The 20,073-nt window shown below is 70.3% G+C and carries 14 protein-coding genes and 1 pseudogene; 7 read left to right on the forward strand and 8 right to left on the reverse strand.

Features of this window, described 5'->3' with window-relative positions:
- Positions 1-108: 108 nt before the first annotated feature.
- Entirely contained in the window at positions 109-3,018 is a 2,910-nt protein-coding gene (gene uvrA / locus QWI33_RS05950) for an excinuclease ABC subunit UvrA (protein WP_353895420.1), read from the reverse strand.
- Positions 3,019-3,317: 299 nt separating this feature from the next.
- A complete protein-coding gene (gsmA, locus tag QWI33_RS05955; protein ID WP_289955885.1) occupies positions 3,318-4,379 on the reverse strand; it encodes a sporangiospore maturation cell wall hydrolase GsmA in 1,062 nt (353 codons plus the stop codon).
- A gap of 177 nt (positions 4,380-4,556) precedes the next feature.
- Between gsmA and typA the strand changes: the two genes are divergently transcribed.
- Positions 4,557-6,428 carry a translational GTPase TypA gene (gene typA, locus QWI33_RS05960; RefSeq protein ID WP_289955887.1) on the forward strand — a complete coding sequence of 624 codons (1,872 nt, stop codon included), beginning with the start codon at positions 4,557-4,559 and terminating at the stop codon, positions 6,426-6,428.
- Positions 6,429-6,485: 57 nt separating this feature from the next.
- Here the strand turns inward: typA and QWI33_RS05965 are convergent, their stop codons facing one another.
- The 5 genes from QWI33_RS05965 to mraZ all read right to left on the reverse strand — a co-directional run bounded on the left by QWI33_RS05965 (position 6,486) and on the right by mraZ (position 11,692).
- On the reverse strand, positions 6,486-7,400 hold the full coding sequence (locus QWI33_RS05965) for a proteasome assembly chaperone family protein (protein ID WP_289955889.1): 915 nt from the start codon (positions 7,398-7,400) through the stop codon (positions 6,486-6,488).
- An 89-nt stretch (positions 7,401-7,489) separates the two neighbouring features.
- On the reverse strand, positions 7,490-9,688 hold the full coding sequence (locus tag QWI33_RS05970) for a peptidoglycan D,D-transpeptidase FtsI family protein (protein WP_289955891.1): 2,199 nt from the start codon (positions 9,686-9,688) through the stop codon (positions 7,490-7,492).
- Positions 9,689-9,696: 8 nt separating this feature from the next.
- Positions 9,697-10,278 carry a cell division protein FtsL gene (ftsL, locus tag QWI33_RS05975; RefSeq protein ID WP_289955892.1) on the reverse strand — a complete coding sequence of 194 codons (582 nt, stop codon included), beginning with the start codon at positions 10,276-10,278 and terminating at the stop codon, positions 9,697-9,699.
- The gene (rsmH, locus tag QWI33_RS05980) at positions 10,275-11,243 is read right to left on the reverse strand and encodes a 16S rRNA (cytosine(1402)-N(4))-methyltransferase RsmH (RefSeq protein ID WP_289955894.1); all 969 of its coding nucleotides are present in this window, start codon (positions 11,241-11,243) and stop codon (positions 10,275-10,277) included. The genes ftsL and rsmH overlap by 4 nt, the downstream gene beginning before the upstream one ends.
- A gap of 17 nt (positions 11,244-11,260) precedes the next feature.
- Positions 11,261-11,692 (reverse strand): division/cell wall cluster transcriptional repressor MraZ, encoded by a 432-nt coding sequence (gene mraZ / locus QWI33_RS05985; RefSeq protein ID WP_289957195.1) that lies wholly within the window; start codon positions 11,690-11,692, stop codon positions 11,261-11,263.
- A gap of 529 nt (positions 11,693-12,221) precedes the next feature.
- Here mraZ and QWI33_RS05990 point away from each other — a divergent pair.
- The 6 genes and pseudogenes from QWI33_RS05990 to QWI33_RS06010 all read left to right on the forward strand — a co-directional run bounded on the left by QWI33_RS05990 (position 12,222) and on the right by QWI33_RS06010 (position 18,475).
- Positions 12,222-13,466 (forward strand): Mur ligase family protein, encoded by a 1,245-nt coding sequence (locus QWI33_RS05990; protein ID WP_289955896.1) that lies wholly within the window; start codon positions 12,222-12,224, stop codon positions 13,464-13,466.
- A 21-nt stretch (positions 13,467-13,487) separates the two neighbouring features.
- On the forward strand, positions 13,488-14,210 hold the full coding sequence (locus QWI33_RS05995) for a type 1 glutamine amidotransferase (RefSeq protein ID WP_353895404.1): 723 nt from the start codon (positions 13,488-13,490) through the stop codon (positions 14,208-14,210).
- Positions 14,211-14,358: 148 nt separating this feature from the next.
- Positions 14,359-16,269: a beta-galactosidase gene (locus tag QWI33_RS06000; protein ID WP_289955900.1), complete on the forward strand. Its 1,911-nt coding sequence runs from the start codon at positions 14,359-14,361 to the stop codon at positions 16,267-16,269.
- 58 nt (positions 16,270-16,327) lie between these two features.
- Positions 16,328-17,935 (forward strand): MDR family MFS transporter, encoded by a 1,608-nt coding sequence (locus QWI33_RS06005; RefSeq protein WP_289955902.1) that lies wholly within the window; start codon positions 16,328-16,330, stop codon positions 17,933-17,935.
- A gap of 56 nt (positions 17,936-17,991) precedes the next feature.
- Positions 17,992-18,147: pseudogene (locus QWI33_RS29320) on the forward strand (NAD(P)-binding domain-containing protein); the annotation flags it as partial.
- Entirely contained in the window at positions 18,107-18,475 is a 369-nt protein-coding gene (locus QWI33_RS06010; RefSeq protein ID WP_289955903.1) for an NADPH-dependent F420 reductase, read from the forward strand. The pseudogene QWI33_RS29320 and the gene QWI33_RS06010, both read left to right, overlap by 41 nt.
- Positions 18,476-18,553: 78 nt before the next feature.
- Here QWI33_RS06010 and QWI33_RS06015 read toward each other — a convergent pair whose 3' ends face one another.
- Positions 18,554-20,011, reverse strand: coding sequence for a serine/threonine protein kinase (locus QWI33_RS06015; protein ID WP_289955905.1), 1,458 nt, complete (start codon positions 20,009-20,011; stop codon positions 18,554-18,556).
- Between the last annotated feature and the right edge of the window lie 62 nt (positions 20,012-20,073).

Below are 20,073 nucleotides of genomic sequence, written 5' to 3' on the forward strand. Positions count from 1 at the left end.
CGGAGGTGGATGCGGGTGGGAAGGGGCATGCCCTATGGCTCCCACACGAAAGCGGGCCGCGCGCACCAGACCGCGACCGCAGGCCTTCGGCCCCGCCGCCGCCTCGCCCTATCGCTTGGCGGCGGTCTTGCGGCCGTTGCCCGCCTTGGCCCTGCGCGCGGCCGCGCCGTCGTTCTTGCCCTTGCCGTCCAGTCCCAGCAGCGGGCGCAGGTACGCGCCGGTGTGGCTCGCGCTGATCGCCGCCACCTCCTCCGGCGTGCCGGCCGCGACGAGCGTGCCGCCCTTGTCGCCGCCCTCGGGGCCGAGGTCGATGACCCAGTCCGAGCACTTGATCACTTCGAGGTTGTGCTCGATGGTGATCACGGTGTTGCCCTTGTCCACCAGGCCGTCGAGCACGCCGAGGAGCTTGCGCACGTCCTCGAAGTGCAGACCGGTGGTCGGCTCGTCCAGGATGTACACGGTCTTCCCGGTCGAGCGCTTCTGCAGCTCTGAAGCCAGCTTCACGCGCTGGGCCTCGCCGCCCGACAGGGTCGGGGCGGGCTGGCCCAGGCGCACGTACCCGAGGCCGACGTCGTTGAGCGTCTTCAGGTGCCGGTGGATCGTCTGGATCGGCTCGAAGAAGTCCGCGGCCTCCTCGATGGGCATGTCGAGCACATCGGAGATGGTCTTGCCGCGGTAGTGGACCTTGAGCGTGTCGCGGTTGTAGCGGGCCCCGCCGCACTCCTCGCAGGGCACGTACACGTCCGGCAGGAAGTTCATCTCGATCTTCAGCGTGCCGTCGCCGCTGCACGCCTCGCAGCGCCCGCCCTTGACGTTGAACGAGAACCGGCCCGGGCCCCAGCCGCGGACCTTCGCCTCGGGCGTGCCCGAGAAGAGCTTGCGGACCTTGTCGAACACGCCGGTGTACGTGGCCGGGTTCGAGCGCGGCGTGCGCCCGATCGGCGACTGGTCGACGCCCACGACCTTGTCGACCCCGTCGATGCCGGTGATCGTGCGGTGCCGGCCGGCGACGATCTTGGCGCCGTTGACCTCTGCCGCGAGCGTGTTGTAGAGGATCTCGTTCACGAGCGTGGACTTGCCGGAGCCGGAGACGCCCGTGACCGAGACGAGGCAGCCCATCGGGAACGCCGCGTCGATGCCCTTGAGGTTGTTCTCCCTGGCGCCCTTGACGACCAGCTCGCGGCCGTGGTCGGCCGGACGGCGCTGCTCGGGCACCGGGATGTGCTTGCGGCCGGAGACGTAGTCGCCGGTGATCGAGCCCTCGGCCTCGGTGAGGCCGGCGACCGGACCGGAGTAGATGACGTGCCCGCCGTGCTCGCCCGCACCGGGGCCGATGTCGACGATGTGGTCGGCGACGCGGATCGTGTCCTCGTCGTGCTCGACCACGATCAGCGTGTTCCCCAGGTCCCGCAACCGCTCCAGGGTCGCGATGAGCCGGTTGTTGTCGCGCTGGTGCAGGCCGATCGACGGCTCGTCGAGCACGTACAGGACGCCCACGAGGCCGGCGCCGATCTGCGTGGCGAGCCGGATGCGCTGGGCCTCGCCGCCCGAGAGGCTGCCGGCGGCGCGCGCGAGCGTCAGGTAGTCGAGGCCGACGTCGAGCAGGAACTGCAGGCGGGCCTTGACCTCCTTCACGATCGGCGCGGCGATGATCGAGTCGCGGTTCGAGAGCTTCAGCGCGTCGAAGAACACCGAGCAGTCCGCGACCGAGAGCGTGCAGACCTCGTGGATGGACAGGCCCTCCACGGTGACCGCCAGGACCTCGGGCTTGAGCCGGGTCCCCTCGCAGGTCGAGCACGGGATCTCCCGCATGAACTGCTCGTACTTCTCGCGGGTCCACTCGGAGTCGGTCTCGTGGTGGCGGCGCTCGACCCACGGCACGACGCCTTCGAAGCGCGTCTCGTAGGAGCGGCGCTGGCCGCGCTTGTTGCGGTAGGAGACCTGCAGGGTCTCGCCGTAGCCGTAGAGCACGGCCTTCTGCGCCTGGCTCGGGAGGTCGGCCCACGGGGTGTCGACGTCGAAGCCGACCGCCTCGCCGAGGGCGACGATCTGGAACAGGAAGTAGTCGCCCATGCCGACCGAGGACCAGGGCGCGAGCGCGCCGTCGCGGATGCTCGCCTCCTGGTCGCGGATGACCAGCTCCGGGTCGACCTCCTTGCGCACGCCGAGGCCGTGGCACACCGGGCAGGCGCCGAAGGGCGCGTTGAACGAGAAGGTGCGCGGCTCCAACTCGTCGAGTGAGAGCGGGTGGTCGTTGGGGCAGGCGAGCTTCTCGGAGAAGCGCCGCGTCCGGTTCGGGTCGTCCTCGGCGACGTCGACGAAGTCGAGCACCACGACCCCGTCGGCGAGGCCGAGCGCGGACTCCACCGAGTCGGTGACGCGCTGGATCGAGGAGGCCTTGACCACGAGGCGGTCGATGACCACGTCGATGTCGTGCTTCTCCTGCTTCTTCAGCTTCGGCACGTCGGTGAGGGCGTACACCTCGCCGTCGACCCGCGCGCGGGCGTAGCCCTGCTGCTGGAGGTCGCCGAAGAGGTCCACGAACTCGCCCTTGCGCTTGCGCACGACCGGGGCCAGGACCTGGAAGCGGGTGCCCTCGGGCATCGCCATGATCTGGTCGGTGATCTGCTGCGGCGACTGGCTGACGATGGCCTCGCCGCACTGCGGGCAGTGCGGGACGCCGACGCGGGCGTACAGGAGGCGCAGGTAGTCGTAGATCTCGGTGATGGTGCCCACCGTCGACCGCGGGTTGCGGGAGGTGGACTTCTGGTCGATCGACACCGCCGGCGACAGGCCTTCGATGAAGTCGACGTCGGGCTTGTCCATCTGGCCGAGGAACTGGCGGGCGTAGGCCGAGAGCGATTCGACGTAGCGGCGCTGGCCCTCCGCGAAGATCGTGTCGAACGCCAGGGAGGACTTGCCGGAGCCCGACAGGCCGGTGAAGACGATGAGCGAGTCCCGCGGGAGGTCGAGATCGACGTCCTTGAGGTTGTGCTCGCGCGCGCCGCGCACGACGATGGTGCCGGCTCCGTGCTGCCCGGCGGGAGAGTGCGTTTGGGAGTCTGTCTGTTGGTGCTCGTTGGCCACGGTGGGAATCTAACGTTCGGGTCCGACAGTTCTGGGAGGCCCGCTGTTCGAAGGAGGGCCGACCTACGAGGCTACTCCCCCGCACCGTGCGGTTTCATTCGCCAATGTGACCTTTGACTCACCCGGGGGGCGTGCGAAAGCGGGCCCGGCCGGGCGGGCGCGTATGCGCTCGCTTCGGCCGGACCCGCCCTCGCCGGCAGGAAACAAGCCTTGTGGGTGACGCGTCCGGTTCAGTCGAACCGGTACAGGTCGTAGTCGTCCATGATCCCGATGAGCTTGTCGGCGTACTGCGGGTCGGTCGCGTAGCCGGCCTTGTGGATCTCCCGCGCGAAGCGCTTCGGGTCGTTCGCGTGGTCCATGGCCGTGGCGTAGCGGGACCAGTTCGCGAGCAGGTCGCCGTGGTCGCGGTAGGAGTCGGCCACGTTCGCGTAGGCGCGGAACGTCGCGTTCATGTCGAAGCAGCCGCCGGTGGGGCTGCACTCGAAGGTGGCGTAGTCGCGGCAGCCGATGGCGTGGTCGCCGGGCGAGCCGAAGCACTTCATGCCGAACAGGTTGTGGTCCTCGCGGGCCAGGGCGCCCTTGCCCCAGCCGGATTCGAGGATCGCCTGCGCGAGGGTCACCGAGGCGGGCACGCCGGTGGCGCGGTCGCTGGACTGCGCGGCGGGCGCGTGCGAGTCGATGAAGCCCGCGGTGCCGCCGCGCGGGACCGACGGCGGGTCCTGGCCGCACCAGGGCAGCCACGGCTCGCCGGCGCTCCACTTGATGTAGGCGGCGGAGACGTAGCGCTTGTCGCCGAGGCGGTACCAGGCGCCCGTGCTGCGGACGGGCCCGTCGACCTTCTGGCCCCAGGCCTGGCATTCGACGGCGATGCCGGCGCCGTTGGCATAGGCACCCTGGCGGCCGGCCGAGGAGTTCGCGGCGGCGCGGATGTTGAGCTCGCCGCCCTTCGTGCTGACGGTGGCGTTGGTGGCGGCCTTGGACGCGGCCGAGCACCACGGCACGGCCTGCGCGGGCGACCAGTTGACGTAGGCGTTGGAGATCCAGCGGTCCTTGCCGATGCGCAGCCAGGTGGCGGTGGTGCGCACGGAGCCGTCGATCTCCTCGCCGCGGGCCATGCAGAACACCTCGGGGTTCGCGCCCTTGGCGAGCGTGCCGGCGCTCTTCTGGTCGGTGGCCGGGCCGGTGCGCACATTGAGCGTGCCGCCGTCCGTGGCGATGATCGCACCGGTGATCTTGGCGTGACCTGGGGCCGCGCCGACGAGGATCGCCCCGGCGGCGAGCGCTAGAACCATAACGAATCGGATGGATATATGGAATACGCCCATAAACGGCAGTCTAGGTATCGAGGGATTTTCTGTCATTGAAAGACCCAATGTGAACAACCCTCGGCCCGGAGGCCGGAATTCTGGTGGCCGCGATCACCTGGGTTGACGCCAGGTCCGTCTCGTGCTTAAGCGACAATGGTCGTCGTGTCTACACGCTCTGATCTGCGCAACATCGCCATCGTCGCCCACGTCGACCACGGCAAGACCACGCTCGTCGACGCCATGCTGAAGCAGGCGGGCGCCTTCCGCGAAGGTGCCGCCGTCGACGACCGCGTCATGGACTCCGGTGACCTGGAACGCGAGAAGGGCATCACGATCCTCGCGAAGAACACCGCGGTCCACTACATCAACCCGGCCGACGGCTCCCAGATGATCATCAACATCATCGACACGCCCGGCCACGCCGACTTCGGCGGCGAGGTCGAGCGCGGCCTCTCGATGGTGGACGCCGTGGTGCTCCTGGTCGACGCCTCGGAGGGTCCGCTCCCGCAGACCCGCTTCGTGCTCCGCAAGGCGCTCACCGCGCGCCTGCCGGTCATCTTGTGCATCAACAAGACCGACCGTCCGGACGCGCGCATCGACGAGGTCGTCAACGAGACCTACGACCTGTTCCTGGACCTGGACGCCGACGAGGACCAGATCGAGTTCCCGATCGTCTACGCCTGTGCCCGCGACGGCGTCGCCTCGCTGAACAAGCCCAAGGACGGCACCGTTCCCGAGGACTCCGACAGCCTCAAGCCGTTCTTCGACACCATCATCGAGCACGTGCCCGCGCCCGAGTACACGCCCGGCGCGTCGCTCCAGGCCCACGTCACGAACCTCGACGCCGACAACTTCCTCGGCCGCATCGCCCTGTGCCGCGTCGAGGAGGGCGAGCTGCGCAAGGGCCAGACCGTCACCTGGATCAAGCGCGACGGCTCGCAGCAGAACGTCCGCATCACCGAGCTGCTCATGACCGAGGCGCTCACCCGCAAGCCCGCCGAGAAGGCCGGCCCGGGCGACATCTGCGCCATCGCAGGCATTCCGGACATCATGATCGGCGAGACCCTCGCCGACCCGGAGAACCCGGTCGCGCTGCCGCTCATCACCGTGGACGAGCCGGCGATCTCGATGACCATCGGCACCAACACCTCGCCGCTGGTCGGCAAGGGCGGCAAGGGCCACAAGGTCACCGCCCGCCAGGTCAAGGACCGCCTCGACCGCGAACTGGTCGGCAACGTCTCGCTGCGCGTGCTCCCGACCGAGCGTCCCGACGCGTGGGAGGTGCAGGGCCGCGGCGAGCTGGCCCTCGCCATCCTGGTCGAGCAGATGCGCCGCGAGGGCTTCGAGCTCACCGTCGGCAAGCCCGAGGTGGTCACGAAGCAGATCGACGGCAAGACCCACGAGCCGGTCGAGCGCATGACCATCGACTCCCCCGAGGAGCACCTGGGCGCGATCACCCAGCTCATGGCGACCCGCAAGGGCCGCATGGAGACCATGACGAACCACGGTTCGGGCTGGGTCCGCATGGAGTGGCTGGTGCCCTCCCGCGGCCTCATCGGCTTCCGCACCGAGTTCCTGACGCAGACCCGCGGCACCGGCATCGCGCACTCGATCTACGAGAAGCACGAGCCGTGGTTCGGCGAGCTGCGCACCCGCAACAACGGGTCGCTCGTGGCCGACCGGGCCGGGGCCATCACCGCGTTCGCGATGATCAACCTCCAGGAGCGCGGCGTCCTGTTCTACGGGCCGACCACCGAGGTGTACGAGGGCATGATCGTCGGCGAGAACTCGCGCTCCGACGACATGGACGTGAACATCACCAAGGAGAAGAAGCTCACCAACATGCGCGCGGCCGCGGCCGACTCCACGGAGAACGTGGTGCCGCCGCGCCTCTTGTCGCTGGAGCAGTCGCTCGAGTTCTGCCGCGACGACGAGTGCGTGGAGGTCACCCCCGAGACCGTGCGCATCCGCAAGGTCGTGCTGGACCAGAAGGAGCGCGGTCGCAGCGCTTCGAAGGCCAAGCACAACAAGTAGCCCTGCAGACGCGAAGCGGGCCCGACCATCGGTCGGGCCCGCTTTCGCCGTACTGCGCTACTTGTCGTCTTCGCCGCGCTGGCGCTCGGCGAGGAAGGTCTCGAAGGCCGCGCCGAGTTCGTCGGCGGTCGGCATCCGGCCGTCCTGGAGCATCTCGTCGGCCTCGGCGGCCTCGGTGAACGAGTCGTACTGCTCCTCGAGGGTCTTCACCACGTCGGCGACCTCGTCGGACTCGGCCACCTGCTCGGCGATGTCCGAGTCCACTTGGGCGCGTTCGATCTCCAGCTCCTCGTCGGAGGGCAGGTCGAGGCCGGTGGCCTCGCGGATGCCCTCCAGGAGGCGGAGCGAGGCGGCCGGGTAGGTCATCTGCATGACGTAGTGCGGCACGTGCACCGACAATCCGATCGCGTCCCGACCGGACTCGCCCAGGCGGTACTCGAGGAGGCCCGCGGCGTTGCCGGGGACCGTGACCTCGTTGAACACCGGGCGGTTGTCGAAGACGAGCTCGGGCCGGGTGGCGTGCACGGTCATCCCGAGCGGCCGGGTGTGCGGCACCCCCATCGGGATGCCCTGGAATCCCAGGGTGAGCGGCACGTGCCAGTGCTCGACCAGGTCCTCCACCGAGTCGACGAAGCGTTCCCACGCGAAGTCGGGTTCAGGGCCGGTCATGAGCAGGAACGGCTTGTCCGAGGCGTCCCGCATCAGGTACACGACCAGTTGCGGTGCCTCGAAGTCCGACCAGCGGTCGATCGAGAACGTGAGATTGGGCCTCCGGGAGCGGTAGTCGATGAGCTGGTCCACGTCGAACGACGCGACCGGGGTGTGCTCGCAGGTCTTGAACAGGTGGTCCACCACCCCGCGACCCGCTTGGCCTGCGTCCATGAACCCGTCGAGGAAGTGCAGCAGCACCGCTCCCCGCGCGTCGGCCGGTTCCGCCAGGACCTCGCACAGTGCCCAAGGGTCAACGTTCAAAACAATCGGCTCCTTCTTCCTTGACGCCTTCGATGCTAACGCCCGGGGCCGATCCCCGATTCCCCCTCGTGGAGAACTTCGGAGAAGCGTCACCCCCACTCGTCGAAAACCGGGGCGGGTTCGGCTGCGGGGCGAACCCCGAAGTAGCCCAAGGCGAACTCGTTGATCTCCTTGAACGCCTGGCCGGTGGTCGAACCGCCGCCACCGCCGCCGGGGACGTAGACGCTCACGGCCACGACGTACTCCGGGTCCTCCGCCGGGGCGAAGCCGACGAACGAGGTCACGTTGCCGGGGGCGTACTCGCCGTCGACGACGAGGCTGCCGGTGCCGGTCTTCCCGGCCAGGTGGTAGTTCTCCAGCTGCGCGTTGCGGCCGGTGCCGTTCTCGGCCGCGATCGGCGCCTGCAGCAGGTACTGCAGGTCCTCGGCGGTCTCCTTCGAGATGACGCGGTGCGTGGCGGGCTCCGGCGCCTCCTCCACGGTGCCGTCGGCCTCGATCTTCTGGTCGATGAGCGTGGGCTGGACGTACACGCCGTCGTTCGCGATGGCCGCGTAGACCGCGGCCATCTGCATGATCGTGGCGGTGCCCTCGTGGCCGATCGGGACCGAGCCGTACGAGGTGCCAGACCAGTTCTGCGGCTCCTGGAGGATGCCCGAGGCCTCGCCCTCGATGCCCACGCCCGTGGGCCGGCCGAGGCCGAAGGCCAGCTGGTACTCGTAGAGCTTCTCCTTGCCGATGCAGTCGGCGAGTTGGATCGTGCCCACGTTCGAGGACTGGGCGATGATGCCGGCCAGGCTCAGGACCGCGTCGCCGTGCTGGAAGCCGTCGGGGTAGACCTGGTCGCCCTTGGTGATCGTCTGCTCGACGGGCATGGTGCCGTCCGGCTCGATGCAGCCCTCCTGGAGGGCCGCGGCGAACACGATCGCCTTGTGGATCGAACCGGGGTCCACAGTGGCCTGGGTGCCGTAGTCGCGGTACACCTCGGGGTCGTCCACGTCGAACGGGTTGGCCGCGTCGTAGGTCGGGGTCGAGGCCATCGCCAGCATCTCGCCGGTGCCGACCTCCATCACCATCGCCGAACCGAACTCGGCGTCGTGCTCCTTCACGGTCTCCTGCAGGATGTTCTGGACCTGGAACTGGAGCTTGTCGTCGAGGGTGAGCTGGATGTCGTTGCCCGGCAACGCTTCCTCTTCACGGTAGAACGCGCCGGGGATCGGCAGGCCCGACGTCTGGCTGCGCTCGTAGGAGACCTCGCCGTCCTCACCGGAGAGCCACTCGTCGTAGGCGGCCTCGAGGCCGCCGAGGCCGTTGCCCTCGCCGCCGGTGAAGCCGATGACGTTGGCGGCCAAGTCGTGTCCGGGCACCACGCGGCGCTCGTCCTCGCCGATGACCAGGCCCGGGTTCTCCATCTCCCGGATCTCGTCGCCGATCGCGAGGTCCACGCCGCGCTGCAGGTAGGCGAAGCGGATCGGCTCGCCCTGCGCGGTCTCCTTGGTGGCGATGATCGGTTCGATGTCGGAGGCCTTCCGGCCCAGGAGCGGCGCCAGGGTCGCGGCCAGCTCGGCCGGGTCGCCCTTGACCATGCCGGGGTCGACGGCGATGTAGTTGGCCTCGATCGAGTAGGCGAGGGGGTTGCCGTTGCGGTCGAGGATCGCGCCGCGCTCGGCGGGCAGCGGCTCGGTGGTGAGGCGCTGGTTCAGCGCCTCCGCCGCGTAGGCGGCGGAGTCGGTGACCTGGAGTTGCACCAGCCGCGCGCCGGAGACGAGCAGCAGGATCATGACGAACGCCGCGGCCATGCGCAGGCGCCGCCGGGGGTTGCCGATGCGCGGCAGGCTCGCGAGCGGCCGGACCTCGATCGGACCGGTCGAGCGGATCGTGCCGCGCGGGCCGCCGCGGCGCGGCGGGTTGACCGGGCCGGTGCGGCGGTTCGGAGTCGGACGCACGGTCCCGGTGCGGCGCACCGGTTCCGAGCGCGCAGCGGTGCGCTTCGGCTCTGTTTCGGGCCTGCGCGGTTCGGTGATCGTGCCGGTCTCGCGCTGCCGGCGCTCGCGGGAGCGGGCCGCGGCCTCGCGGCGCCTGCGCGCCGCGAGGTCGTCGGCCTCGTCCTGCTGTGCGGTCCGGTTGCGTTCGCGGCGCGCGGCCTCGCGGTCGCGCGCCCCGTTCTCCCGGGCCCGGTTGTCCTCGGCCCCCTCCGCCGCCTCGCGGACCGTGCGTCCGCGAGGCGTGTAACGGCGGGCTCGACTGATCGAGGAGGGATCTCGCCGTCGACGGGGGTCGGATTCGGTCATCGACGTCCTTACTCTTCGTTCCAGGGCACCTCGACGGTGTTGCCGCCGGGCAGGTACAGGTAGGTCACCTTCTCCGGGCGCTCCATGCCGTACAGCTGCGCCTGGGCCTGGAGGTGCCCCGGCGTGTCGAGCTGCCACAGCTCGTCCTCCAGGGCCTGCTCGGTCTGGTCGAGCTCGCCGGCCTGGGTCCGCAGCTCCTGCAGCCGGTAGGCGTCCTCGTTGATGACCGTGTTCAGGACCAGGAGGCCGAAGATGCCGGCGACGACCAGCGCGAGGATGCCGCCCACGAACGCGGGGCGCGGCACCTCGACCGGCTCGGGCGCGGGCTTGGCCTTCGTCTCGGTGCGGGTGCGCGGCAGGACGACGGTCTCGCGCTGCGGCGCGGCCGGGGTCTCGGCGGGCGTCTCAGGAGGCGCCTCGACCGGGGCGGTCGCGGGCTGGACGGCGAGGTTGCCGTCGAACACAGGCGCGGATTCATCGGCGTCGCCGACGAGGCCGCGGCGTCGCGAGGACGCGGCGCGGGCCCGCCGTCGGGCGGCCTTGATGATCTCGTCGGGGTCGGCTTGCGCGCGACGGTACTGGTCGCTCATGTTGCGCCTCCTGCTCCTGTGGACGGTGCGATGCGTTCCGCGGCGCGGAGCCGGGCGGGCGCCGCGCGCGGATTGCGGTCGAGTTCGGTCTGTGTCGGTTGCTGGGCCTTCTTCGTGAGGAGTCGAAAGGTGGGTTCGGTTCCGGGGAGGTCGACGGGGAGGCCGGCCGGGCTGGTGGAGGTGGCTCTGCGGGAGAGCTCCTGCTTGGTGATGCGGTCTTCGAGCGAGTGGTAGGAGAGCACGACGATCCGGCCGCCGGGGTTCATGGCGTCGAGCGCCGCGGGCAGCGCCCGCTCCCAGGTCTCCAGCTCGCCGTTGACCTCGATGCGCAGGGCCTGGAAGGTCCGCTTGGCGGGGTTGCCGCCGGTGCGGCGGCCCGCTTGCGGGATCGCCTCCTTGACGAGCTCCGCCAGCGCGCTGCTGGAGGTGATCGGGGCCTTGGCGCGGGCCTTGACGATGCTGGAGACGACGCGGGTCGCGAACTTCTCCTCGCCGTAGGTGCGCAGGATGCGCACGAGGTCGCCCGGCTCGTAGGTGTTCACGACGATCTCGGCGGTGAGCGGGTCGTCGGGGTTCATGCGCATGTCGAGCCGCGCGTCCTGGCTGTAGGCGAAGCCGCGGTCGGCCTGGTCGAGCTGCATCGAGGAGACGCCGAGGTCGAACAGGACGGCGTCGAGCTTCTCGAAGCCGTTGTCCTCCAGGACTTCCGGGATCGCGTCGTAGACGGCGCGGGCCGGGATGAAGCGGTCGCCGAAGTCGGCGAGGCGCTTGGAGGCGAGTTCGAGTGCGGTGGGGTCGCGGTCGACGCCGATGACGGTGAGGCCGGGGTGGGCGGTCAGGAGCGCCTCGGTGTGCCCTCCGGCACCGAGGGTCGCGTCGACGGCCAGCGCCCCGGGGCGCGAGGCGGCGGGTGCGAGGTAGTCCAGCACTTCGTCGAGCATCACCGGGATGTGCGGTGCGTTCATTCCGCTCACCTCCTTCTCTACAGTCCTTCGGGCAGGTCGCCCTCTTCGATGTCGGCGAAGGCCTCTTCCGAGGCCTCCAGGTAGTCGTCCCAGGTCTGGGTGTTCCAGATCTCCACGCGGTTGGAGGCGCCGATGACCGCGAGGTCGCGGTCGAGGCCGGCGTATTCGCGAAGCCGCGGGGGGATGGTGACGCGTCCCTGCTTGTCGGGGACCTCGTCGTGGGCGGAGGCGAAGAACACCCGGCTGTAGGCGCGGGCGGTCTTGCTCGACATGGGGGCCTGCTGGAGCGCTTGGGCGATGCGCGTGAACTCCGGTTCGGGGAACACGTACAGGCAGCGTTCCTGGCCCTTGGTGATCACGACTCCTTCCGCCAGTCCTTCCCTGAACTTCGCGGGGAGGATGACGCGGCCTTTGTCGTCCAGGCGCGGGTTGTGGGTGCCGAGGAACATCGGCGCCACCCCCCGTGACTCTCAGGCTGCGCGGCCGCTCCGACCGCGTCGATGAGGCGATGGCCCCACCATTGCGCCCCACCTTACTCCACTCCTCCCCACCCTTGGGGGTTGTTTCCGTGCGGCATTCGTGGTGGGCGTGGCGAAAGGGCTGGTCATGGTTGGTGGAGGACAGTGGAGTGACGAGTGCGCAACACGGGTCCCAGCAGGTGAATTTCCCTCATCGTTCACCCTTGCGGGTGGGTTGGGGCCCAACGAGACCCGTGGGGCGGCGACGCTTCGCGCACGGAGGGCGACGAGCACGGGCACGGTGCGCGCCGGTGCGGTCACTGTGGAGTGAAGGGTGGCGGGCGGTGGAGGGGATCGCGCGGGCGTCGGCGCGGGGGGGCGCATCGGCGTTCGTCGCTGCCTCGGGTCGCCGGGTCTGACCCACCTCACGCCCTGCCGCCACTCATCACGGGTTCCGGTGCGCATGTGACAAACTCTTCTGCATAGTCACCGGTTCCGATCAAGCCGAAAGCGAGCCTGCATGAGCGCGAATCTGACCCCACGCGCGAAATTCGCCACCACGCTCCTCAGGACGGCGGCGGCGCTCTCGCGGGCGACGGGCCGCGGCGACGGCTCGGTGATCGGCGGACGCGTCGGGTTGATCGTCGAGCCGCGGCTGCTGGAGCTGCTGGCCGAGGGCCGCCATGTCGTGCTCGTCTCGGGCACGAACGGCAAGACGACGACGACCCGGTTCACGACCGCGGCGATCGAGGCGATCGGGAAGGTCGCCACGAACTCGTTCGGCGCGAACATGCCGACGGGCCACACGACCGCGCTCGCGAAGGCGCCCAAGGCGGAGTACGCCGCGCTCGAATGCGACGAGCACTACCTGGGGCAGCTGCTGGACGCGGCGAGCCCGAAGGTCGTGGCCCTGCTCAACCTCTCGCGCGACCAGCTGGACCGGGCCATGGAGGTCACGGCGCTGGCGGCGAAGTGGCGCCAGACCCTGCAGACCTCGGCGGGGCAGTCGACGATCGTGGCGAACGCGGACGACCCGCTCATCGTGTGGGCCGCCTCGGTGTGCCAGCGCGTGGTGTGGGTCGCGGCGGGTCAGTCGTGGACGGCGGACTCGGCGATCTGCCCGAACTGCGGTGCGCACCTGGACCGGTTCGGGGAGTTCTGGCGCTGCACGAACTGCGGCCTGAACCGTCCGAGCCCGCAGTGGTCGGTGGCGCAGGAGGGCGAGGCCGTGGTGGGCCCGGACGGGCGCCGTTACGAGCTGAACCTGCAGCTGCCGGGGCGGGTGAACCGTGCGAACGCGGCCACGGCACTGGCGATCGCGAGCCTGTTCGGGGTCGATCCGGCGCAGGCCGCGCCGCGGCTGTCCGAGGTCGCCTCGGTGGCCGGGCGGTACGCGAAGGTCGAGCGCGAGGGCCGCCAGCTGCGGCTGCTCTTGGCGAAGAACCCGGCGGGGTGGCTGGAGTCGTTCGACATGATCGAGCCGAACCCGCCGGTGGTCCTGTCGCTGAACGCGCGCGAGGTGGACGGCTTCGACACGTCGTGGATCTACGACGTGGACTTCACGTCGCTCGCGGGCCGCAAGGTGGTGGTGACGGGCGACCGGCGCACCGACCTGGCCGTGCGGCTGGAGGTCGACGGCGTCGACTTCATCGTGGTGGACGACATCAGGGCGGCGATCGCGGCGGTGCCGCCGGGACCGGTGGAGGTCGTCGCGAACTACACGGCGTTCCAGGACATCCGCGCCGAATTCAACCGGGTCAACTAGCGAGAGAGAGAGCGTCCCACCGTGGCTATGAGCACCTTGCGCATCGTCTGGCTCTACCCCGATCTGCTGTCGACCTACGGCGACCGGGGGAACCTGCTGGTGCTGGCCCACCGGGCCCGCGCCCGGGGCATCGACGTCGAGCCGATGCAGGTCCGCAGCGACCAGCGGGTCCCGCACTCCGCCGACATGTACCTGATCGGCGGCGGCGAGGACGGCCCGCAGGCCGTGGCGGCCGACCGGCTGCTGCAGGACGGCGCGCTGAACCGGGCCGCGGAGGCCGGGAAGCCGATCCTCGCGATCTGCGCCGGCTACCAGCTGCTGGGCTCGTCGTTCTATGCGAACGGGCGCGCCTACGAGGGCTTGAACATCCTCGACCTGCGCTCGGACCGGGGCCCGTCGCGGGCCGTGGGCGAGATCGCGGGGGACGCGGCGCCGCAGCTGGGCATCGGGCAGATCACCGGGTTCGAGAACCACGGCGGGCGCACGCATCTGGGCGAGGCGGTGCAGCCGCTGGCCCGCGTGACGGCCGGGATCGGCAACGACGGCGCGACCGAGGGCGCCTGGGCGGGGCATGTGATCGGCACGTACATGCACGGTCCGGGCCTGGCGCGGAACCCGCGCCTGGCGGACCTGCTGCTGGCGTGGGCGATCGGGGTCGACCCGTCGCAGCTGCCGCCGATCGACGACACGTGGCCGGAGCGGCTGCGCGCGGAGCGGTTCCAGGCGCTGTCGACCGCGCAGTAGGGCGCCGGAGCTTGGCCCGCGGGGTCCGGCTCGCGCACGCGCATTAGGCTGGCGAAACCACCCAGATCCGGTTAGTTTTGTCAGACAACTAACTGCCCTCGGTACGGTCCCCCAGCCGTGCCTGTGCGATGCGCGCAAGGAGAACCCCATGCACTGGCCCAAAGGCGTCGACGGCTTGAGCTACGGCGGCGACTACAACCCCGAGCAGTGGCCCGAGGAGACCTGGGACGACGACGTCATGCTCATGCGCGAGGCGGGCGTCAACCTCGTCAGCGTCGGCGTGTTCTCCTGGGCCAGGCTCGAACCGCGCCCCGGCGAGTACGACTTCGGCTGGCTCGACACGGTCCTCGGCAAGCTCCACGACGGCGGCATCGGCGTCAACCTCGCCACCCCGACCGCCTCGCCGCCGCCCTGGTTCACCCTCGCCCACCCCGACGCGCTCAACACCCGCCCCGACGGGGTCCGGCAGGTCCACGGCTCGCGCGACACCTACGACGTCTGCGCCCCCGCCTACCGCGAGGCCTCCCGCACCATCGCCGCGAAACTCGCCGAGCGGTACGGCGACCACCCGGCGCTCGCGATGTGGCACGTCCACAACGAGTACGGCTCGGCCACCTACTCCGCGCACGCCGAGCGGGCGTTCCGGGTCTGGCTGCAGGCGAAGTACGAGACCCTCGACGCGTTGAACGACGCCTGGTGGGGCTCGTTCTGGAGCCAGCACTACAGCGAGTGGGACCAGGTCCTCGCGCCGCGCGCGACCCAGTACCTCCACAACCCGGCGCACGAGCTCGACTTCAAGCGCTTCACCTCCGACGCGATGCTGGAGCACTACAAGGAGCAGCGCGACCTCCTGCGCGCCGCGAGCCCTGACGTGCCGATCACCACGAACTTCGTGTTCGGGCAGTGGGTCCCGGTCGACCACTGGAAGTGGGCGTCCGAAGTGGACCTCGTGGCGTTCGACTCCTACCCGTCGGCGCCCGACGAGCGCGCCGAGCAGCAGAGCGCCCTCCACGCCGACCTCTCCCGCTCGTGGGCGGGCGGCGGCGACTGGCTCCTCATGGAGCAGGCCGCCGCGTCCGTGCACTCCCACGACGGCGCCATCGCGAAGGCCCCCGGCCGCATGGCCCGCCACTCGATGATCCACATCAGCCGCGGCTCCAAGGGCGCCATGTTCTTCCAGTGGCGCGCCGGCCGCGGCGGCGCCGAGCAGTGGCACTCCGCGCTCCTCCCCCACGCGGGCAAGAACACCCGCATGTTCCGCGAGGTCGCCGAGTTCGGGAACACCCTCCCGGGCATCGCGCACACCGTCGCCGACCCCGTCGAGACCGACGTCGCGATCCTCTGGAGCCCCGACTCCTGGTGGGCCACCGCGGGCAAGCACCTGCCCGCTCCGATCGACTACCTCGAGAACGTCGCCCAGATCCACCGGGTCCTGCGCGACCGCGGCGTCGTCGCCGACTTCGTCGCCCCCGAAGGCGACCTCTCCAAATACACCACGGTCATCGCTCCGACCACCTACGTGCTCAGCCGGGCCGGGGCCGAGAACCTCCGCTGGTTCACCGCCGGGGGCGGGCGCCTCGTCGCCTCCTACCTCACCGGCGCGGTCGACGAGCACTGCCAGGTGTGGCTCGACGGGTACCTCGGCGGCATGACCGACCTCTTCGGCATCCGCGTCACCGAGCACCTCCCCCAGCCCGCCGGCGAACCGCGCGCGCTGTGGAACTTCGGGGCCGCCGAGCGCTTCTGCGAACTCGTCGAACTGCGCGGCGCCCAGTGCGTCACCCAGTACGCGAGCGGGGACGTCATCGAGAACCAGCCCGCCGTCACCGTGAACCCCTTCGGCGAGGGCGAGGCCTGGTACGTCTCCTGCAAGCTCGTCGACGAGGCCTGGGACCGCCTCTTCGAGGAGCTGAAGCTCAGCGGCCCGGGCCGCCCGGGCCTCGACGTCGTCGACCGCGGCCCCTGGCGGTTCATCGTCAACCACACCGAGAAGGAGGAGCAGGTCGGGAACGTGATCGTCCCCGCCGGCTCCTGGGCGGTGGACAAGAAGCAGCCCTAGCGGCGCAGTTGGCACGTTTCGGCCCGCCTCCGCGGAGGCGGGCCATACGCTCGGCGGCATGAGCGACGACACTGCGTGGACCGGGCAGCGCCTGCCCCGAGGCGAGCTGCTCACCCTCTTCGGGGCGCTCATGCTGACCGTGTTCCTGGCGGCGCTGGACCAGACCATCGTCGGCACCGCCCTGCCCACCATCGTGGGCGACCTCGACGGCATGGACGAGTACACGTGGGTCGTCACCGCCTACCTGATCGCCACCGCCGCGTCGACCCCGCTCTACGGCAAGCTCTCCGACCTCTACGGCCGCCGCCCGATCATCCTGCTCGCCATCGCGATCTTCCTCGTCGCGTCCGCGCTCGCCGGACTCTCGCAGACCATGCTGCAGCTCATCCTCTTCCGCGGCCTCCAGGGCCTCGGCGCGGGCGGCCTCATGACCCTCGCGTTCACCATCGTCTCGGACGTGCTCCCGCCCCGCGACCGCGGCAAGTACCAGGGCCTGTTCGGCGCGGTCTTCGCCCTCTCCTCGGTGGCCGGGCCCGTCCTCGGCGGCTGGCTGGCCGAGGTGGACTGGCGGTGGATCTTCTACATCAACCTGCCCACCGGCCTCGTCGCCCTCGTCGCCGTGAACACGGTCCTGCGCAGGCACCCCATCCCGACCCGCCGGCACACGATCGACTACCTCGGCGCGGGACTGCTCGTCCCCGCGGTCGTCTGCCTGCTCCTGGCCGTCACCTGGGGCGGCCAGGACTACGCGTGGTCCTCCCCGGTCATCATCGCGCTGCTCGCCGCCGCGGCGGTGCTCTCCGTGCTCTTCGTGTGGGCCGAGACCCGCGCCGACGAGCCGATCCTGCCCCTGCGGATGTTCAAGCAGGGCACCTTCAGCCTGGCCACGGTCATCGCGCTCGTCTTCGGCATCGCGATGTTCGCCGGGATCGTCTACATCCCGCTGTTCTTCCAAATGGTGCGCGGCTACTCCCCCACCGAGTCGGGCCTGCTCATGCTCCCGATGATGGCCGGCATCGTCCTCACCTCGGTCCTCTCGGGCTTCGCCATCTCGAAGGCCGGACGCTACAAGTGGTTCCTCGTCGCCGGCTCCATCGTCACCACCGTCGGCCTCTCGCTGTTCACCCAGCTGCACCTCGACACGCCGCTGCAGCTCAGCGCCCTCTACATGCTGGTCCTCGGGCTCGGCCTCGGGATGTTCATGCAGCCCTTGGTCCTCGCAATGCAGAACATCGTGACGATGGACGACCTGGGCGTGGCCACCAGCACCAACACGTTCGCGCGCACCCTCGGCGGGGCGATCGGCACCAGCGTCCTCGGCGCGGTCATGAACGCCACGCTCGACGCCGAACTCGAAGCGAACCTGCCCGCCGCGCTCGGGCGGCTCACGCCCGAACAGGCGGCGGGCTTCGACACCGGCGACCTCTCGGCGATCACCGAATCGCCCACCGCGATCGCGGCCCTGCCCGATCCGATCCGGTCGGTCGTGCAGCTGGCCTTCACCGACGGCCTCGACCACGTCTTCCTCGTCGCCGCGTGCATCACGGCCTCCACGATCGTCCTGACCCTGCTCCTGCCGAACCTGGTCCTGCGGGGCGGCACCGAGCAGCGCCGCGACGACCCCGACACCGCGGCGCACGAGATCCGCGCCGACACCCTGCCCTGACCGTCCGGCCCGACCAAGGAGGAGCAATGGAAGTACTGATCATCGGCGCAGGTGGCATGGCCCGCGGCATCGGCCTGCGCCTCGTGCGAGGCGGCCACCAGGTACGCATCGCCCACCAGGAACCCGACAAGGCCGCCGAACTCGCGGAGTCGCTGGGCGCCGACGCCTCCGGTGAACCGCTCGACAGCGCCGCCGGCGCCGAGGTCATCGTCCTCGCCCTGCCCTACGAGGGCTGCAAGGAGCTCGCCGAGGTGTGGGCCGACCAGCTCGCGGGCGCCCGGGGCGAGGGTCGTCAAGGCCTTCAACACCACGTTCGCGAGCCGCCTCGCGAACACCGGCAGGCTCGACGTCTTCATCGCCGGCGACGACGGCGACGCCCGCAAGACCGTCGCCGCGCTCTGCACCGACGCGGACCTGCGCCCCATCGACGTCGGCGGCCTCAAGCACGCCGCGACGCTGGAGGCCATGCAACTGCTGCACATGAAGGTCCAGGGCGAGATCGACGGCAACTGGGCCACCGCCCTGGCCTTCGCGTCCTGAGCGCGGCGGGCCGTCCCCGACCGGGACGGCCCGCCGCCCTCGAACGGCACCGTGCTCAGCAGACCCGGCCGCGTCCGATCACAGGCCGCAGTCGTCCTCGCCCTGCACCATGTAGGTCAGGACGATGCGAGTGTCGAAATCGGCCGTGCCGTTGCCCGCCGGGTCCTGCTCGAGGACCTCGCAGTGGCTGGGGTCCCAGTAGCCGGCGATCTCGCCGACCACGTTGTCGAACCCCGCCTCAGCGAGCGTCGACTTCGCCCCCTCGGTCGACATGCCCAGGACGTTCGGCATCGTTCCCGACGTCGGGGCGTCCTCCCCCGAGGAGCCTTCGGTCTCGGAGTCGCCTTGCGTCTGCTCCGCCTGGTCCGCCCCTCCACCGCCCTCAGTGGACTCATGACCGCCGTCCTCCGATTCGACCGGATCCGACTCGGCCGGGGTCGTCGCCGCGGCGGACGTCGCCGCCGACTCCTCACCGGACGCCGCCGCACCTGTCGTTGCCTCGCCTGTCGTGGCACCATCGTTCGCTTGCGGGCCTTGGTCTTTGGACCACGGGGACCAGGCGAACAGTCCGGTGAGGAGCAGCATCGCCACCACCATCGCCGTGACCATGCCGATGCGCCAGGACCACATGCCCTGGCGCGCGGCGGGCGCGGCGGGCGCGGCGGTCGCCGCTGCCGGCGTCGGATCGATGTGCCGGACGACCGCGGTGGTGTCGGCGTTCAGGGCCTCGCGGCAGGCCTGCGCGAAGGCTTCGGCCGAAGGCCACCGGTCCTCCGGGGCCTTCTCCAGCGCCTGGAGGACGACCTGCTCGACGGCGAGGGGAATGCCGTCGCCGAGCGGCGGGGGTGCCGCGGTCATGTGTGCGACGACCATCGACTTGGCGTCCGGGTACGTGAACACCGGGCGCCCCGTCAGGCACTCGTAGGCGACCGTGCCCAGCGAGTAGATGTCGGAGGCGGGGACGACGTCGGCGAAGCCGACCTGCTCGGGCGAGGCGTTGAGGAGGGTGCCGAGCGAGACGCCGCTGTCGGTGAGCGTGGTGGCTCCTTCGACCTGGGCGATGCCGAAGTCGACGAGTTTGACGCTGCCGTCGGTGGTCGTCACGATGTTGGCGGGCTTGATGTCCCGGTGGATGATGCCCGCCTTGTGAGCGGCCGCGAGCGCGTCGGCGACCGCGGCGACGATCAACATGGTCCGGTCCGGCGGGAGCCGCTCCTCGGTGTCGAGCAGCCCTGACAAGGACCGGCCTTCGACGAGCTCCATCACCAGGAAGGCGACGGTCCCGCCTCGGTACTCGGCTTCGCCGTGGTCGTGGACGGCGACGACGCCGGGGCTCTTGAGCTGCGCCAGCGCCTGTGCTTCGCGCAGGAATCGGGCTCGGGCGAGGGCGGGCGCCTCGTGGCCGCGCTCGTACAGGATCTTGACGGCCACGTCGCGTTTGAGGACCTGGTCGTGCGCGTGCCAGACCTCCCCCATGCCTCCGGCGCCGAGGGGCCGGTCCAGGAGGTAGCGGCCTGCGAAGAGGGTGTCGACCACGCGGCGTCCTTCGGGGGTGTCAAAGGGCAGACGGGAAAGAAGCCTCAGTGTAGTCAGTCGCC

This window comes from Glycomyces tritici (assembly GCF_030403505.1).

Excerpts from the sequence above, each read along its gene's own strand:
- QWI33_RS05990 (WP_289955896.1), top strand. The coding sequence starts at position 12,222 with ATGAGCGCGAATCTGACCCCACGCGCGAAATTCGCCACCACGCTCCTC.
- rsmH (WP_289955894.1), bottom strand. The coding sequence starts at position 11,243 with ATGAACGCACCGCACATCCCGGTGATGCTCGACGAAGTGCTGGACTAC.
- mraZ (WP_289957195.1), bottom strand. The coding sequence starts at position 11,692 with ATGTTCCTCGGCACCCACAACCCGCGCCTGGACGACAAAGGCCGCGTC.
- QWI33_RS06005 (WP_289955902.1), top strand. The coding sequence starts at position 16,328 with ATGAGCGACGACACTGCGTGGACCGGGCAGCGCCTGCCCCGAGGCGAG.
- QWI33_RS05970 (WP_289955891.1), bottom strand. The coding sequence starts at position 9,688 with ATGACCGAATCCGACCCCCGTCGACGGCGAGATCCCTCCTCGATCAGT.
- ftsL (WP_289955892.1), bottom strand. The coding sequence starts at position 10,278 with ATGAGCGACCAGTACCGTCGCGCGCAAGCCGACCCCGACGAGATCATC.
- QWI33_RS06000 (WP_289955900.1), top strand. The coding sequence starts at position 14,359 with ATGCACTGGCCCAAAGGCGTCGACGGCTTGAGCTACGGCGGCGACTAC.
- gsmA (WP_289955885.1), bottom strand. The coding sequence starts at position 4,379 with ATGGTTCTAGCGCTCGCCGCCGGGGCGATCCTCGTCGGCGCGGCCCCA.